Origin of the sequence: Mesorhizobium sp. ESP-6-2, assembly GCF_020164675.1 — a bacterium.
Classification (GTDB): domain Bacteria; phylum Pseudomonadota; class Alphaproteobacteria; order Rhizobiales; family Rhizobiaceae; genus Mesorhizobium.
Genome location: NZ_JAIUGT010000006.1, coordinates 113,719 through 129,240, shown reverse-complemented (window position 1 = coordinate 129,240; position 15,522 = coordinate 113,719). Strand labels below are relative to the sequence as shown.

Sequence of the window (15,522 nt, the reverse complement as noted above, 5' to 3'; positions counted from 1 at the left end):
AGATGAGCATGGAGCTCCTCGACAATCTGGCGCTCGGCTTTTCGACCGCTTCATCGCTGACGAACCTTGGCTTCTGCCTGATCGGCGTCCTTCTTGGCACGCTGATCGGCGTCCTGCCCGGGATTGGCGCCACCGCGACCATCGCCATGCTCTTGCCGATCACCTTCCAGATCGGCGATCCGGTTTCCTCCCTCATCATGCTCGCCGGCATCTATTACGGCGCGCAATATGGCGGCTCGACCACGGCCATTCTCATCAACATGCCCGGCGAATCGTCCTCGGCCGTCACGGCGATCGACGGCTACCAGATGGCCAGGAACGGCCGCGCCGGCGCGGCACTCGCGATTGCGGCGATCGGTTCGTTCTTCGCCGGCACCGTCTCGACCTTCCTCGTCGCCATCTTCGCCCCGCCGCTGACCTCGATTGCGCTGGAATTCGGCGCGGCCGAATATTTTTCGCTGATGGTCGTCGGCCTTGTCTCGTCGGTCGCGCTTGCCCACGGTTCGATCGTCAAGGCGCTGGCGATGGTCGTGCTCGGTCTGTTGCTCGGCATTGTCGGCACCGATATCTACACCGGCACGCCGCGCTTCACGCTCGGTATCCCCGAATATGCCGACGGACTGAATTTCGTCGCCGTGGCGGTCGGCGTCTTCGGCATCGCCGAGATCCTGCGCAACCTCGAGAACGAGCATGAGCGCTCGGTGATGATCCGAAAGGTTTCAGGGCTCATGCCCACCCGCGACGACTTCAGGCGCATGGCGGCGCCCATCGTGCGCGGAACGATCATCGGTTCAGCGCTCGGCATCCTGCCGGGAGGCGGCGCGATCCTCGCGGCCTTTGCCTCCTACACGGTCGAAAAGCGCGTATCGAAAAATCCGGAAGAATTCGGCAAGGGCGCGATCGCAGGTGTCGCCGGACCGGAATCGGCCAACAATGCCGGCGCGCAGACCTCCTTCATCCCCATGCTGACGCTCGGCATTCCAGCCAATCCGGTCATGGCACTGATGATCGGCGCGATGATCATCCAGGGCATCGTGCCCGGCCCGAATGTCGCGACCGAACAGCCGGCGCTTTTCTGGGGCATCATCGCCTCCATGTGGATCGGCAACCTGATGCTGATCGTCCTGAACCTGCCGCTGATCGGGCTCTGGGTGAAGCTGCTCACGATCCCCTATTACGTGCTTTTCCCGATCATCATGGCGTTCTGCTCGATCGGCGTTTACAGCGTCAACACCAATGTCTACGACCTCTACGCCGTCGCCTTTTTCGGCTTCCTCGGCTATCTCCTGACCAAACTGCGCTGCGAACCCGCGCCCCTGCTGCTCGGCTTCGTGCTTGGCCCCCTGCTTGAGGAAAATCTCCGCCGGGCCATGATTCTGTCGCGTGGGGATCCCAGCGCCTTCGTGACGAGACCGATCAGCGCCGGCCTGCTCCTCATCGCGCTCGCTGTGCTCGTCATCGTTTTCCTGCCCGCGGTCAAGAAGAAGCGCGAAGAGGTGTTTGTGGAGGAGAGTTAACTTATTTGAATTCCGCTAGCTTCCTCGAGCGGTGCGATCTCGACCAGCGGCGCCGGCACGCTGGTCGTCTTTTCCTGCGCCTTGCAGAGATCGGCGATGACACAGGCCGGGCAATCCGGCTTGCGCGCCTTGCAGACATAGCGGCCATGCAGGATCAGCCAGTGATGCGCGTGGCGCATATATTCGTCGGGAATGATCTTCAACAGCCCCTGCTCGACCTGTTCGGGCGTCTTGCCGGGCGCCAGTCCTATGCGGTTGCCGATGCGGAAGATGTGCGTGTCGACGGCCATCGTGTGCTGGCCGAAGGCCATGTTGAGCACGACATTGGCGGTCTTGCGCCCGACCCCCGGCAACTTGACCAGTTCGTCCCGGCTGTCCGGCACCTCGCCACCATGATCTCGGATCAGCGCCTGCGAGAGCGCGATGACATTCTTGGCCTTGTTGCGCCACAGACCGATGGTCCTGATATAGTCGCCCACCCTTGCCTCACCCAGATCCAGCATTTTGCGCGGCGTATCGGCGACTTTGAACAGCGCCCGCGTCGCCTTGTTGACGCCGGCGTCGGTCGCCTGCGCCGACAGCACGACGGCCACCAGCAGCGTAAAGGCGTTGACATGTTCGAGTTCGCCCTTCGGCTCCGGCCGCTGGACGGCAAAGCGTCGGAAAATCTCGTGCACCTCCGCCGGACTGTAGAGCGGCCTGGATCGGACGGGCCTCGGACGCGGCTTGGCGTTCGAGCCGTCGCGCCGTCCAGGCAACGGCTTCTTTTCGGATTGTGCGGGTACTTTGGACTTGGGGCTTGCCATTTCCTTCCTATAATATCCAGATATGGACGACACAAACGCCTCGTTCCAGGCGGACGAACCCTTCTTCAGCGCCTTGCTGACCCCGCATCGGTCGCTGGGCAAGACCGGCTTCGCCGTGCTGATGGGCGCTCTGCTGTTCGGCTGGCTGGTGACCGGGGCTTTTTTTCTGTCGCGCGGCGCCTGGCCGGTTTTCGGCTTCTTCGGTCTGGACGTGGTCGCCGTCTATATCGCCTTCCGCATCAATTATCGCGCCGCCCGCGCCCGCGAGGAGGTGTCGATCTCGCGCACCAGCCTCAATATCCGCAAAACCGCGCCGTCGGGAAAATCGGAAGCGCACCGCTTCAACCCGTTCTGGGCACGCTTTTCGGTCGCCCGTCACGCCGAAATCGGCATCACCCGGATGGCGGTCGAGGCGCAGGGACAAAACGTGCCGATCGGCAGCTTTCTCGACCCCGATTCCCGCGAAAGCTTCGCCACCGCCTTTTCACGTGCGCTCGCCACCGCCAAGGCGCGCTAGCCGAAACGATTTGCGTCCAGCCCGCTTCGAACAAGTGGTACGACGACTTAGAAGCGATAGCGCAAAAGCCTGCCGATCTTGCGCAGTGCGGGGATGTGTTTCCAAAGCCGAACGAACAGCTGCGCGGACCAACTCATGCGGGCGGCATGTTCAGGTCTATAGGCCGGAATGTCTTCGATGAATCGCAGCTTCGGGACAGCCAGCTCCAGTTCGTGCGGATCCTCGATCGCCCAGTGGACCTCGGCGCCGGTCGCCTTGATCGCCGGATTGAGGCGCAGCAGCTTCAGGCCGAAACCGCTGTAAGCGTCGAAAATCAGGTCGCCGCCGGCAAGATGTATGACCAGGCGCGAGAACAGGCGGAATCCTTCCTCGGCCGGAAGATAGGGCGTCAGCCCCTCCGCCACCACGATGGCCGGTCGGTTGCGGGGCACTTCAGCCAGCCAGTCCGGTTCAGTCACCGACGAAGCGATGAGACGGTAGCGGTCGCGCGGCGGATAAAGCTTGCGCCTGAGTTCAATGACTTCCGGATAGTCGACATCGAACCAGTCAACGCCTGGTGGGGGATCGACCCGGAAGATGCGCGTGTCGAGCCCGCACCCCAGATGCAGCACGATGGCCCCAGGATTTCTGGCCAGAAACTCCTCGACGCGGACGTCCAGCGTCTTTGCCCTGATCGCCAGGCCGATGCCGAGATTTCTGTCGACCTTGAGCCTTGAGAAATCATAGTCGATCTTGCGCACCGCCTCGTCGGCGAAACGATCCCCAAGCAGCGAATGGGGCATCCGGCTTTCCAGCGCCTTACCGTAGAGCGTCATCAGCAAGGTTTCTTTCGCGCCGGCGAGATTTACCTTTTCGCCCGCCATGACGACTCCTGGGCTCAAAACCAGAGTTTATCTGGGTATGCGCCGCAAGAAGGCAAGTTTCGGGTGGCGATCGGCGTCCCAAGGGCTGATATTCCGGCTCAAGGAGAAGTCCCATGAGCACACAGACAGCGGTCCTCAAGAAGGACATCACGCCCGAAGGCAACGACTACGAAATCGTGCGCCGCGCCATCGAGAAGATCAGCCTCGACTATCGCGACCAGCCTTCTCTCGAGGAGCTTGCCGAGGAGGTCGGCGAGACGCCGACCGGCCTGCAGAAGCTGTTCACACGCTGGGCCGGCCTGTCGCCCAAGGCATTCCTGCAGGCGGTGACGCTGGACCATGCCCGCAGGCTGCTCGATTCCGGCATGCCGCTGCTCGAAACCTCATTCGAGCTCGGCATGTCCGGCCCCGGCCGGCTGCACGACCTGTTCGTCACCCATGAGGCGATGTCGCCGGGCGACTACAAGACGCGCGGCGCCGGGCTCACCATCCGCTATGGCTATCATGCCTCGCCATTCGGCACCGCCCTGATCATGGCCACCGACCGCGGGCTTGCCGGCCTCGCCTTCAGCGATCCGGGCGAGGAGCGCGCCGCTTTCGCCGATATGTCCAGCCGCTGGCCGAATGCCGTCTATGTCGAGGACATGGCCGCGACCGGCCCCTACGCCGCGCGCATCTTCGACCCGACGCTGTGGCGCCCCGACCAGCCGCTGCATGTCGTGATGATCGGCACCGACTTCCAGGTTCGCGTCTGGGAGGCCTTGCTCCAGATCCCGATGGGCAAGGCTCGCACCTATTCCTCGATCGCCGCCAGCATCGGCGCGCCGAGCGCCAGCCGCGCCGTCGGCGCCGCCAACGGCGCCAACCCGCTCTCCTTCGTGGTGCCTTGCCACCGCGCCATCGGCAAGTCCGGCGACCTCACCGGCTACCACTGGGGCCTGACCCGCAAGCGCGCGATCCTGGGCTGGGAAGCTGGGCAGATTTCGTCCTGAAGGCCCCGGACAAGGCAACATCGGCTAAGGCCTTCGCCAGCATCGCCCTGCCGCCCCGCGCAAATGGCGCAGCGTCCTGAGGCCTGTCCCAACAGCATCCTCTGGAAAGCCGTGATCTTACAGGATAGCCTCCCTCGCATTCATCAGGAGGCATCCTTGATCATCGTCGTCGGCTCGATCAATCTGGACCTTATCGCCAATGTCGACCGCTTGCCGAGCCCTGGGGAGACGGTGAGCGGCTCCGGTTTCGCCACCGCGCCCGGTGGCAAGGGCGCCAACCAGGCGTTGGCCGCCGCGCGCGCCGGCGCCAAGGTGCGTATGGTGGGAGCCGTCGGCAAGGATAATTTCGCCGGCGAGGCCCTGGCCCTGCTGCGCCAGGCCAAGGTGGACCTGTCTGGCGTGAGCGAAACTTTTGCCTCGACCGGCACCGCGCTGATCATGGTCGGCGACGACGGCGAGAACATCATCGCCGTGGTGCCAGGCGCCAATGCTTCCGTGGTGCCCGGAGACCTCTCCAAGACCTTTCTGAAAAAGGGCGATGTCGTGCTTCTGCAACACGAGATCCCGCTCGCGACGATCGATGCCGCGCTCGACCAGGCAAGGGGAGCCGACGCCGTCACCGTGCTCAACACGGCGCCCTTCCATCGCGACGCAGCCGGCTTGCTCGGCAAGGCCGACTATGTCGTCGCCAATGAGACCGAGTTCGACCTCTATGGCGAGGTGCTGTCGCTGAGCGGGCGCGACCGCGCGGCACGGATGCGCGACTTTGCCGGGAAAACCGGCCGCACCATCGTGGTCACGCTCGGAGGCGACGGCGTGATGGCGGCGACCCCGACCGATTCCCTGACCGTTCCCGCATTGAAGATCACCCCGGTCGACACCGTTGGTGCCGGCGACACATTTTGCGGCTATTTCGCCGCCGGCCTATCCTCGGGCCTGCCTCTCGAGCAGGCGCTCGCCCGGGCCGGCGCGGCCGGCTCGCTGGCATGCCTGAAGCCGGGCGCCCAGCCGGCAATCCCGTTGGCCGCCGATGTCGACCAGGCACTCCTGAAATCCCGTTGAGATAGCCAGAATGCGCCCCCAGACGAAACATGCCGCGCCACCGGCCGGCGACATCTGTCGCCTGTCCGCCGTCGAACTGGCCGACGCGATCCGGCAAAGGAAACTTTCGGCACGTGAGGTGGTGACGGCATTCCTCGACCGCATCGAAGTCGTCAACCCGCTCGTCAACGCCATCGTTTCCTTGCGCGATCGTAGCGATCTCCTGCGCGAGGCCGATGCAGCCGATGCCCATCCGGACCGCGCCGGTGCCGGTGCGCTTTTCGGCCTGCCGATCGCGGTCAAGGATCTCGCAATGACGAGCGGCCTGCGCACCTCCTTCGGCTCGCCGATCTTTGCCGAGTTCGTGCCGCAGGAGGACGATTTCTTCGTCGAGCGCATGCGCAGGGCCGGCGCCATCATCATCGGCAAGACCAACGTTCCCGAATTCGGCCTCGGCTCCAACACCTACAATCCCGTGTTCGGGCCGACGCTGAACGCCTTTGATCCTGATCTGAGCGCCGGCGGCTCGAGCGGCGGCGCCGCGGTGGCGCTGGCGCTCGACATGGTGCCCGTCGCTGACGGTAGCGACTTCGGCGGCTCGTTGCGCAATCCAGCCGCCTGGAACAATGTCTATGGTTTCCGGCCATCGCAGGGGCTCGTCCCCGGCGGCCCGGACGTCGAGGTCTTTCATGCCCAGATGGGCGTCGACGGGCCGATGGGACGCAATGTCGGCGACATGGCGCTGCTGCTCGACGTGCAGGCGGGCTATCATCCGCACGCACCCTTGTCCTATGAGAAACAAGGCTCTTTCCTCGAAGGGTTGCGGATGCCCGCCGCGGGCGGCCGTGTCGCCTGGCTCGGCGATCTGGGCGGCCACCTGCCCATGGAGCCGGGCATTCTCGAGCTCTGCCAGGCCGCCCTCGACCGCTTCGGGGAAGCATCCTTCAAGGCCGAGGCACTGGTGCCGGACTTCGATTTCGAAGCGCTGTGGCAGGCCTTCGTGATCTTACGCCAGGCCAGCAGCGGCTGTGCGCTGAAAGTGCACTATGATGATCCTGCCAGGCGCGCCCTGTTGAAGCCCGAAGCCGTCTGGGAGGTGGAGAACGCGCAACTCCTGACGGCGCCTCGGATTCGCGCCGCCTCGGTCGTCCGCACGTCCTGGCACCGGACGCTGCTGTCGCTGTTCGACCGCTTCGACCTTATTGCATTGCCGACCGCGCAGGTCTTTCCGTTCGACGCCGGCACGCATTGGCCGCGCGATGTCGCCGGCCACGCCATGGACAGCTATCATCGCTGGATGCAGGTCTCGGCGCCCGCCACCATGGGCGGCTGCCCGGCCGTCAGCGTGCCGGTCGGCTTCGACGCCAGAGGCCGTCCGATGGGCATGCAACTGATCGGCCGGCCGCGCGGCGACATGGCCGTCCTGAAGGCGGCGGCGGCCTATGAGGCGACGCTGCGGTGGCCGTCCGGCGCCTGAATCCGGTGAATCTGCGTATCGCGCGCCTTCATGTGCCGGCTTGCACCGGCATCGCCGTCATGCATTGATTGTAGGGCGCCGCGCAGGCGGCATTCTGCCCGAGGGAAAATCATGTCGCTGGAACTCTATGCCGCCTATGTCCTTGCGTGCGTCGTCATCATCCTGGTGCCTGGGCCGACGGTCACGCTGATCATCGCCAACAGCATCCGCCATGGCTCCCGCGCCGGCCTCGCCAATGTCGCCGGCACGCAGGCCGGCCTGGCCGTCATGATCGCCATCGTCGGCATCGGCCTCAACACGCTGATATCGGGCATGGGGCACTGGTTCGAATGGGTGCGGCTCATCGGCGCCGCCTACTTGATCTGGATGGGCGTGCAGATGTTCCGGTCCAAGGGCAAGCTGAATGCCGACGGAACAGCGCGGAAGCCGCGTGGCGGGTTTTTCCTGCAGGGCCTGCTGGTGGCGCTCAGCAACCCCAAGACGCTGATCTTCTTCGGCGCCTTCTTTCCGCAGTTCATTGCGCCGCAAGGCAATTATTCGCTGCAGATCGCCGTCATGGGCCTCACCGCCATGATCTTCGCCGCCGTGTCGGATTCGACTTATGCGCTGGCCGCCGGCCGCGCCGGTCGCATGCTGTCCGCCGGCCGCGTCAAGCTCCTGTCCAGGATCAGCGGCAGCTTCATGGTCGGCGGCGGCCTGTGGCTGGCTTTTTCGCGGTCAAAGTAGGGCTCCTCCCTCGCAGTTACGGGGCAGCCCGGGGCCGCCCCGCAGAATGTTGGCCCCTGCGTCGCCTCTCATCCGCCTGCCGGCGCCTTCTTCCCGTGGAACGGGGAGAAGGGAGCTTTTAAAGCCGCCCGAGCCTTTCCACCAGCAGCGCGAAGAAGCCGTCATGGTCGATGTCGCGCATCACCTTGGCGTTCTTTTCCCGCTTGGTGACGCCCCACCAGTCGATCACGGTCATGCCCATGGTCAGTTCCGAGCTGGTTTCCACGCTGACATTGCAGTTGCGGCCCCCGAACAGCTCCGGTTTCAACAGGTAGGCGATGACGCAGGGGTCATGCAGTGGCCCGCCATCGGTGCCGTATTTCTCCTCGTCGAAACGCTCGAAAAACTCCAGCATCTCGGCCGTCGCGGTACCGACCTTGGTGCCGAGCTTGCGAAAGGCCTGGGTGCGCTTGGCGGTGGTCAGCGCCTTGTGGGTGACGTCGAGCGGCATCAACACGATCGGAATGCCGGATTTCAACACCACCTCGGCCGCGTGCGGATCGACATAGATGTTGAATTCGGCCGCCGGCGTGACGTTGCCGCCTTCGAAGAAGCCGCCGCCCATCAGGACGATTTCCTTGATGCGCGGCGCGATCCTCGGCTCGCGGATCAGCGCCAGCGCGATGTTGGTGAGCGGCCCGAGCGCGCACAGGGTTATGCTGCCGCTCTCCTCCTTCATCAGCGTCTCGACGATGAAATCGACGGCGTACTTCTCCTGCAGCTTCATCGTCGGTTCGGGCAATTGCGGCCCGTTGAGGCCGGTTTGGCCATGCACCGCCTCGGCCGTGACCAGTTCACGCGCCAAGGGACGGACGGCGCCGGCATAGACCTTGATGTCGGGTCGGCCGGCCAGTTCGCAGATCTTGCGGGCGTTCTTCTCGGTAAGCTTCAGCTGCACGTTGCCGGCGACGGCGGATATGCCGACGATCTCCAGCTCGGGGCTGCCAAGCGCCAGCAATATGGCGACGGCATCGTCCTGGCCAGGATCCGTGTCGATGATGATCTTGCGTGTTTGGGGCATTTCAATTCCTTGTTTGGCCATGAGCTCATGCGTCCGAGCGAGCATGCGAAACGCACCGAACCGGCCTTGAGCTGCCGAACCGCTCCGCCCGGGGGACGAATCCCGGCGCAGCGCTTCTCCTTGCATCTCACTGCCGTTTCAAGCGCCATGTCGATCATTCTTGTGAGTCCACGACGTGGTCTTTTTGGGCGGGTGTTTTGATGGCTTGAACTTGGTCGTGGGGCGGACCATATCAAGACCATCGGGAAAAATGCCATCTGGGTTTTTCCAGTTTATGTCGCTCTTGAGAGGACAATGTAACATGAGCCGAATGACGCCTTTCTCCAGCCCGCTTCTCCTGGGTTTCGACGCCATGGAAAAGACGCTGGAGCGCCTGGCGAAATCCGGTGACAGCTATCCTCCTTATAACATCGAGCGGCTCAGCGGCGCCGACGGCAAGGCCGAAAGGCTGCGCATCACGCTCGCTGTCGCCGGTTTCGCCGAAAGCGATCTCGATGTCACCACGGAGGAAAACCAGTTGGTCGTGCGCGGTCGTCAGACCGACGATACCGAGCGCGAATTTCTTCATCGCGGCATCGCCGCACGCCAATTCCAGCGCTGCTTCGTGCTGGCCGACGGCATGCGGGTGATCGCGGCGGAGCTGAAGAACGGCCTTTTGTCGATCGATCTCGATCGGCCCGAGTCCGAGCGGCTGGTACGGAAAATAAACATATCGGTGAAAGACTGATCTTTGCCGATGGCTCTCATGCGGGATGGCCTACTGCCCAGGACCAGGGCGGCGTCTCGCGCCAAGGAGGCTTGAAATGACCAGAACTGACCAAAATCCTACCCAAAATCCCACCATGACCAGCGGTGAATTCGCCCATCTCGGCGAGGGCTCGGTCGCTTATCTGCGCAAGGTCACGAGCGAGGAACTGCTCGGCCGTTTCCCGGGCATTGGCGAAATCGCGCCCGGCATGGAATTGTGGGCGCTGTTTGCCGCCAATGGCCAGCCGATCCTGCTTTCGGATGCCCGCGACCGCGCGCTGGCCGGCGCCATGGAAAACGACCTGACCACGGTCGCCATCCATTAAAGCGATTTCCCGCTGAAAACGAACGGGGCCGCCCGTGGCGGCCCTCGATCGTCGTTTATCCAGAAAACGTCAGGCCGCGTGCGAGGCCTGGGTGTCCGACAAAAGCGCGTGGATCGCCACGGCGTCGCGCGTTCCCCTGATCTTGGCCACCGTATCGGCATCGCGCAGCACCCGCGCGATGCGCGACAGCGCCTTCAGATGATCGGCGCCCGCCCCTTCAGGGGCCAGCAACAGGAACACCAGGTCGACCGGCTGGTCGTCGAGCGCCTCGAAATCGACCGGCGTCTCCAGGCGGGCGAACACGCCGGCGATGCGCTTCACGCCGGCCAGCTTGCCGTGCGGAATGGCGATGCCGTTGCCGACCCCGGTCGAGCCGAGCCGCTCGCGCTGCAGGATGGTGTCGAACACCTCCCGCTCCGGAATGCCGGAAATCGCGGCCGCCCTCTCCGACAGCAATTGCAGAAGCTGCTTCTTGGAGTTCGCCTTCAACGCCGGCAATATCGCCGGAACGTTGATGAGATCGCTCAGATCCATACTTGAAAATCCCTTGTTCGCCTGCCGTCACCAGTCCCCACCCTCGTGCGGCCGGTCTTATCCCTGTGCGACCTCGGTCGTCACGCTTGTGCGACCTTGGTCGTGGACGGGTCGATCCAGCCGATGTTCCCATCCGGCCGGCGATAGACGATGTTGACGTGATCGTTTCCGGCGTTGCGGAAGACGAAGACCGGACTGTCCTTGGTGTCGAGTTCGATGACCGCTGACGCCACCGACATGGTCTTCAGCGTCATGGTCGATTCGGCGACGATGGCCGGCGCAAAATCCTCCGGAATGTCCTCGTCGTCATCGGCAAGCGGCGCCATCACCGTGTAGGCGATATCGGTGAGCTCGCCATTGCCCGAATTGTGCGATTTCAGCCGGCGCTTGTAGCGCCGAAGCCGGGTTTCCAGACGATCCGCCGCGGCCTCGAAGGCCAGCGTCGGGTCCTGGGCGTCGCCGGTCGCCTGCAGCGAAGCGCCGGAATCCAGCCGGATCATGCAATCCGCCGAATAGCGCGAGCCCGATTTGATGACGGTGACATGTCCGGCAAAGCCGCGGTCGAAATATTTGCCGATCGCCTCGCCGACACGATCGTTGATGCGCGTACGGAACGCATCGCCGATATCCATGTGTTTTCCCGATATGCGCAGATTCATCTGAAAACTGACCTTCCTTGCTCAGGCTTCAAACTGGCCGGAGTTTATACTCGTGGTCCGTGCGCACAAGCTTTGCGGCGTCACTCGCGCCGATTTAAATCCAAACTTTCCGGTTGATCACAAGCCGCCTTCTTGACCATCCCTAGGCCATTGTCGTGACGGACCATCCGCTAGCGGGCGTCGAGCCCGTCTCATGCGGGCGGGCTTCTAGCCACTTCACCGCAGCTTGTCAATGAAGCGCGAAGGCTGTGGAAAATCGCCGAACCTAGCGCCCGGCGCTGGCAAGGGCCCGCTTCTCGCGCCGGCGCTGCACCGAGGACGGGATATTCATGCCTTCCCTGTATTTGGCGACCGTGCGCCTGGCGATATCGACGCCGCTTTCGCGCAACATGTCGACGATCGCGTCGTCGGACAGGACGTCGACGGTTTTTTCCTCGTCGATCAATTGCTTGATGCGGTCGCGCACCGCTTCCGACGAATGCGCCTCGCCACCGCCCGACGCGGCTATCGAGGCGGTGAAGAAATAGCGCAGTTCGAACACGCCGCGCGGCGTCAGCATGTACTTGTTCGCGGTAACCCGGCTGACGGTCGATTCGTGCATGCCTATCGCGTCGGCCACCGTGCGCAGGTTGAGCGGCTTCAGCTGGCGCACGCCATGGACGAAGAAGGCATCCTGCTGGCGCACGATCTCCGATGCCACCTTGAGAATGGTCTTTGCCCGCTGATCGAGGCTGCGCGTCAGCCAATTGGCATTCTGCAGGCACTCGGCCAGGAAATCCTTTTCGGCCTGGTTCTTGGCGTGCGGCGAAACCTGGGCGAAATAGATGTGGTCGACCAGCACGCGCGGCAGCGTTTCGGCGTTGAGCTCCACCGTCCAGCTGCCGTCATTGGCCGCGCGCACCTCGACATCGGCAATGACGGCGTCGCTGGCGCCGCCCGAAAATGCCATGCCCGGCCGGGGATCGAGCGCCCGGATCTCGGCCAGCATGTCGAGCAGGTCCTCTTCGTCGACGCCGCAGATCCGCTTCAGCGTGTGGAAATCGCGGCGCGCCAGGAGTTCGAGGTTGGCAATCAGCGCCTTCATCGCCGGATCGAGCCTGTCGCGCACGGCAAGTTGCAGCGACAGGCATTCGGCAAGGTCGCGGGCGAACAGGCCGGCGGGCTCGAAGGTCTGGCATACCGACAGCACCTTGGCCACGGAGTCGGCGCTGCTACCAAGGCGCGAGGCTATCTCAGCCATATCGGCGCGCATATAGCCGGTCTCGTCGAGGCCATCTGCGAGTTCGCCGGCGATCAGGCGCGCCGCCGGATCGGCGAAAGCGAGCGCAATCTGCTCGCTGACATGATCGCGCAGCGTGATCGCGGTCGCCGCCATATCGCCGGCGTCGAAGCCATCGGACGAGGAAGTGCCGCCATTGCCGGTCGCCGATTTCCACTGCGCCGTGAGGTCTGGTCCGAGCCGCTCGCTGGTGCCCGGGTCGTCCGGGAACAGATTCTCCAGCGATGTGTCGAGCTTTTCCGAGATCGCCTCGGCGCTCCATCCCGCTTCGGTCTCGAACCAGTCGCCATCGGCGGCCGTTTCCGGGGCCGCCTCGGTCCTCGGCACCTGGTCACTGGCGGCGTCGTCCTGCGGCTCGGCGCGCTCCAGCAACGGATTGCGCTCGATCTCCTCGTCGATGAAGTGCTCGAGTTCGGCATGGGTGAACTGCAGCAGCCGGATCGACTGCATCAGTTGCGGCGTCATCACCAGCGACTGCGACTGTCGTAGCTGTAGTTTCGCCGCCAACGCCATGGTTCGGTTTCAAACGCCTCGTCTGCATCCGGACTGCCGGAAGGAATTTTCGCGGACCGATAGAAACTGGCCCGGCTTTTGCCTGTCAAGGCAAACGCTAGCAAAACCCGCTTACCGGAGCGTTATCCCGGAGCAAAATCGCGAGAAAACAGCCCCTGACAGGCAAAAATCGCGTCAGGAAACAATTTCGCGCTCAGAGCGTGAATCCCTCGCCCAGATAGAGCCGCCGCACATCGGGATTTGCGACCACTTCGTCGGCCCGGCCATGAGTGAGCACCTGGCCGGCATGGATGATGTAGGCACGGTCGATCAGGCCGAGCGTCTCGCGCACATTGTGATCGGTGATGAGCACGCCGATGCCCCGCGCCGTCAGATGACGCACCAATTGCTGGATGTCGGCGACGGCGATCGGATCGATACCGGCGAAAGGCTCGTCGAGCAGCATGTAGGCCGGGCGCGTGGCCAGCGCACGCGCGATCTCCAGGCGCCGACGTTCGCCGCCGGAAAGCGACATAGACGGCGCCTTGCGCAGATGGCTGATGTGGAACTCCTCGAGCAGTTCGTCGAGGCTGCGCTCGCGCTCCTTGCGGCTCTTTTCGACCACTTCCAGCACGGCGCGAATGTTCTGCTCGACGCTGAGGCCGCGGAAGATCGAGGCCTCCTGCGGCAGATAGCCGATGCCCAGACGCGCACGCCGGTACATCGGCATGGAGGTGACATCGAAGCCGTCTATCTCGATCGTGCCCTCGTCCACCGGCACCAGGCCGGTGACCATGTAGAAACAGGTGGTCTTGCCGGCACCGTTGGGACCGAGCAGCCCGACCGCCTCGCCGGCACGCACCCCGAGCGTGACGCCGCTGACGACCTTGCGACCCTTGTAGCTCTTGGTCAGGCCCTTGGCGATCAAGGTTCCCTTGAACTTCGCCTTATCGGCGGTGACCGTGGCCGGAGCCGAAACCTTGCCGGCGGCCCGCCCCGGAAGACGCGCCGTCAGCGACGACAGGCTGGCCATCAGGGGTTCGTCGCTCCCGATTTCGGCGGTGGCGTCATCGACATGATGACACGTCCGCCGCAGCCGTCGACATTGGCGAGGCCGGTCTTCATCTGCACGGTGAGCTTGCAGCCCTTGAGGACATTGGGGCCTTGCGACAGCACCACTTCCTTGCCGGACAGGACCAGCACCTGCGTCTTCATGTCGAAGGTGCCATTGTCGCCGGTCGCGATCTGGTCATTCGACTTGATGTAGACTTTTCCGCTGACTTCAAGGTGGTCGATATTGGCGGAGCCGGTCATCGCCGCTCCCGCTGCTTCCGTCCCCTTTGCGGCCGCGTTCGGGTCCTTGACGTAGTAGACCATCATCTTGCCGGACTTGAGCAGGGTCGGTCCCTGCACGACCGTGACGTTGCCGGTGAACACGGCTACGTTGTCCGCCTGCCGGACCTCCAGCTTGTCGCTCTCGATCTGGATGGGCTTGTCGCCCGATAATTTGAGCCCGGACGCGCTCTCGGCGCTGGATTGCGCCAGCGCCGGCGCAAGCCCCAGCAAAAGCAGCGCCGAAGCTGCGGCGGCAAGCCGTGTCGAACTAATGAGCCACATTCGCTTCTTCGCCCTTTGCCTCTGCCGCCTTCAGATTGGCGGGATCGATATTGACGCGCACTTTGTTCTCGAACACCAGAACCTTGCCATTGTCCTGCACCGACAAGGAATTCGCGCTGATCTGCGACCCGTCACGGCTGACGTCCACGGGATCATCCGTCTTCATAGTGCCTTTGCCCATGTCGAGGAAGACCGATTTGAACCTGGCCTGAAGGCCGTCGGTCGTGGCGATCGTGACGTCGCTGGTCAGGTGCATCGTATTGCCTTCGCGATCGTAGGTACCATGCGTGGCCTTGATCGCAGCGACATTGTCGGCCGCGATCGGCACCTTGGCGTCGATGCCGTCGAGTTCGATGATGCCTTGCGTGCTGACGTCCTGTATGGCGCGCAATGCCGTCATGGAATAGGGCAATTTCTGCTTCGTGAAGCCGTTGAGCTTGGGGTTTGCCATCACCAGCTTGCCGTTGGAAAAGGCGGTGCCTTCCGCCTGGACCGCGACGGACACCGGTGCGGCGAGGTAGGAATAGACCGGGAAGGCGATGGCGATCAACGCCGCCAGCACCGGCACGGCGAATTTGAGCACGCGCACGCGGCGCGAATGCCGCCGTGCGCGATCGAACGCGTCCCCCCTCGCCGGGCCGTCCGCCGGGGGAGGCAACTCCGTCTCGGTGCTGCTCGCTTCACTCGTTCGCGCTAACATAACTGCTTTCTTCTAAAACCCCTGCCCGCCGGGCAACACCGCCTATAGGTGGGACGTCGGCGCTTTCAAGCAAGCACAAGCCGACGAAAACCGCGAAAATGTGACAGTTGCGGTCGTGCAGATCAGAACGGATCGACACCGGCAGCCCTGCTTCATAGCAGAAATAGAC

The 15,522-nt window shown here is 63.7% G+C and carries 17 protein-coding genes; 8 read left to right on the top strand and 9 right to left on the bottom strand.

The genetic code is table 11. From position 1 onward, the window contains the following. Positions 1 to 8: 8 nt before the first annotated feature. Positions 9 to 1,517, top strand: coding sequence for a tripartite tricarboxylate transporter permease (locus LB532_RS17600; protein WP_140513750.1), 1,509 nt, complete (start codon positions 9 to 11; stop codon positions 1,515 to 1,517). On the opposite strand, the gene nth is transcribed toward LB532_RS17600, so the two are convergent. After that, positions 1,514 to 2,323, bottom strand: a complete 810-nt coding sequence (nth, locus tag LB532_RS17595; protein WP_140640567.1) for an endonuclease III — start codon at positions 2,321 to 2,323, stop codon at positions 1,514 to 1,516. The genes LB532_RS17600 and nth overlap by 4 nt on opposite strands. A 22-nt stretch (positions 2,324 to 2,345) precedes the next feature. On the opposite strand from nth, the gene LB532_RS17590 reads away from it, so the two are divergent. Continuing rightward, positions 2,346 to 2,840, top strand: a complete 495-nt coding sequence (locus tag LB532_RS17590) for a DUF2244 domain-containing protein (protein ID WP_140640565.1) — start codon at positions 2,346 to 2,348, stop codon at positions 2,838 to 2,840. 47 nt (positions 2,841 to 2,887) lie between these two features. On the opposite strand, the gene LB532_RS17585 is transcribed toward LB532_RS17590, so the two are convergent. Further along, complete coding sequence (locus LB532_RS17585; RefSeq protein ID WP_140640563.1) at positions 2,888 to 3,703, bottom strand: class I SAM-dependent methyltransferase; 816 nt, start codon at positions 3,701 to 3,703, stop codon at positions 2,888 to 2,890. A 113-nt stretch (positions 3,704 to 3,816) separates the two neighbouring features. Between LB532_RS17585 and LB532_RS17580 the strand changes: the two genes are divergently transcribed. The 4 genes from LB532_RS17580 to LB532_RS17565 all read left to right on the top strand — a co-directional run bounded on the left by LB532_RS17580 (position 3,817) and on the right by LB532_RS17565 (position 7,939). Next, positions 3,817 to 4,695 (top strand): methylated-DNA--[protein]-cysteine S-methyltransferase, encoded by an 879-nt coding sequence (locus LB532_RS17580; protein ID WP_140640561.1) that lies wholly within the window; start codon positions 3,817 to 3,819, stop codon positions 4,693 to 4,695. 156 nt (positions 4,696 to 4,851) lie between these two features. Further along, a complete protein-coding gene (locus LB532_RS17575) occupies positions 4,852 to 5,757 on the top strand; it encodes a ribokinase (protein WP_140640560.1) in 906 nt (301 codons plus the stop codon). A 10-nt stretch (positions 5,758 to 5,767) separates the two neighbouring features. Further along, positions 5,768 to 7,213, top strand: a complete 1,446-nt coding sequence (locus LB532_RS17570; protein WP_140640558.1) for an amidase — start codon at positions 5,768 to 5,770, stop codon at positions 7,211 to 7,213. Between the two features lie 111 nt (positions 7,214 to 7,324). Continuing rightward, a complete protein-coding gene (locus LB532_RS17565; protein WP_140640556.1) occupies positions 7,325 to 7,939 on the top strand; it encodes a LysE family translocator in 615 nt (204 codons plus the stop codon). Between the two features lie 118 nt (positions 7,940 to 8,057). Here the strand turns inward: LB532_RS17565 and LB532_RS17560 are convergent, their stop codons facing one another. Continuing rightward, positions 8,058 to 8,999: a nucleoside hydrolase gene (locus tag LB532_RS17560; RefSeq protein WP_140640554.1), complete on the bottom strand. Its 942-nt coding sequence runs from the start codon at positions 8,997 to 8,999 to the stop codon at positions 8,058 to 8,060. Between the two features lie 301 nt (positions 9,000 to 9,300). On the opposite strand from LB532_RS17560, the gene LB532_RS17555 reads away from it, so the two are divergent. Then, positions 9,301 to 9,726, top strand: coding sequence for an Hsp20 family protein (locus LB532_RS17555; protein WP_013893014.1), 426 nt, complete (start codon positions 9,301 to 9,303; stop codon positions 9,724 to 9,726). Between the two features lie 76 nt (positions 9,727 to 9,802). Continuing rightward, complete coding sequence (locus LB532_RS17550; RefSeq protein ID WP_140500195.1) at positions 9,803 to 10,072, top strand: DUF1150 family protein; 270 nt, start codon at positions 9,803 to 9,805, stop codon at positions 10,070 to 10,072. A 69-nt stretch (positions 10,073 to 10,141) separates the two neighbouring features. Here LB532_RS17550 and ptsN read toward each other — a convergent pair whose 3' ends face one another. The 6 genes from ptsN to lptC all read right to left on the bottom strand — a co-directional run bounded on the left by ptsN (position 10,142) and on the right by lptC (position 15,353). Further along, positions 10,142 to 10,606 (bottom strand): PTS IIA-like nitrogen regulatory protein PtsN, encoded by a 465-nt coding sequence (ptsN, locus tag LB532_RS17545; protein WP_135898701.1) that lies wholly within the window; start codon positions 10,604 to 10,606, stop codon positions 10,142 to 10,144. An 80-nt stretch (positions 10,607 to 10,686) separates the two neighbouring features. Further along, positions 10,687 to 11,265, bottom strand: coding sequence for a ribosome hibernation-promoting factor, HPF/YfiA family (gene hpf / locus LB532_RS17540; RefSeq protein WP_140640552.1), 579 nt, complete (start codon positions 11,263 to 11,265; stop codon positions 10,687 to 10,689). A 265-nt stretch (positions 11,266 to 11,530) separates the two neighbouring features. Then, positions 11,531 to 13,057 (bottom strand): RNA polymerase factor sigma-54, encoded by a 1,527-nt coding sequence (rpoN, locus tag LB532_RS17535; protein WP_140640550.1) that lies wholly within the window; start codon positions 13,055 to 13,057, stop codon positions 11,531 to 11,533. A 193-nt stretch (positions 13,058 to 13,250) separates the two neighbouring features. Then, positions 13,251 to 14,069, bottom strand: a complete 819-nt coding sequence (gene lptB, locus LB532_RS17530; protein ID WP_140500202.1) for an LPS export ABC transporter ATP-binding protein — start codon at positions 14,067 to 14,069, stop codon at positions 13,251 to 13,253. Beyond that, positions 14,069 to 14,653 (bottom strand): LptA/OstA family protein, encoded by a 585-nt coding sequence (locus tag LB532_RS17525; RefSeq protein ID WP_140566097.1) that lies wholly within the window; start codon positions 14,651 to 14,653, stop codon positions 14,069 to 14,071. The genes lptB and LB532_RS17525 overlap by 1 nt, the downstream gene beginning before the upstream one ends. Beyond that, positions 14,640 to 15,353: an LPS export ABC transporter periplasmic protein LptC gene (gene lptC, locus LB532_RS17520; RefSeq protein WP_140640548.1), complete on the bottom strand. Its 714-nt coding sequence runs from the start codon at positions 15,351 to 15,353 to the stop codon at positions 14,640 to 14,642. The genes LB532_RS17525 and lptC overlap by 14 nt, the downstream gene beginning before the upstream one ends. Positions 15,354 to 15,522 lie beyond the last annotated feature (169 nt).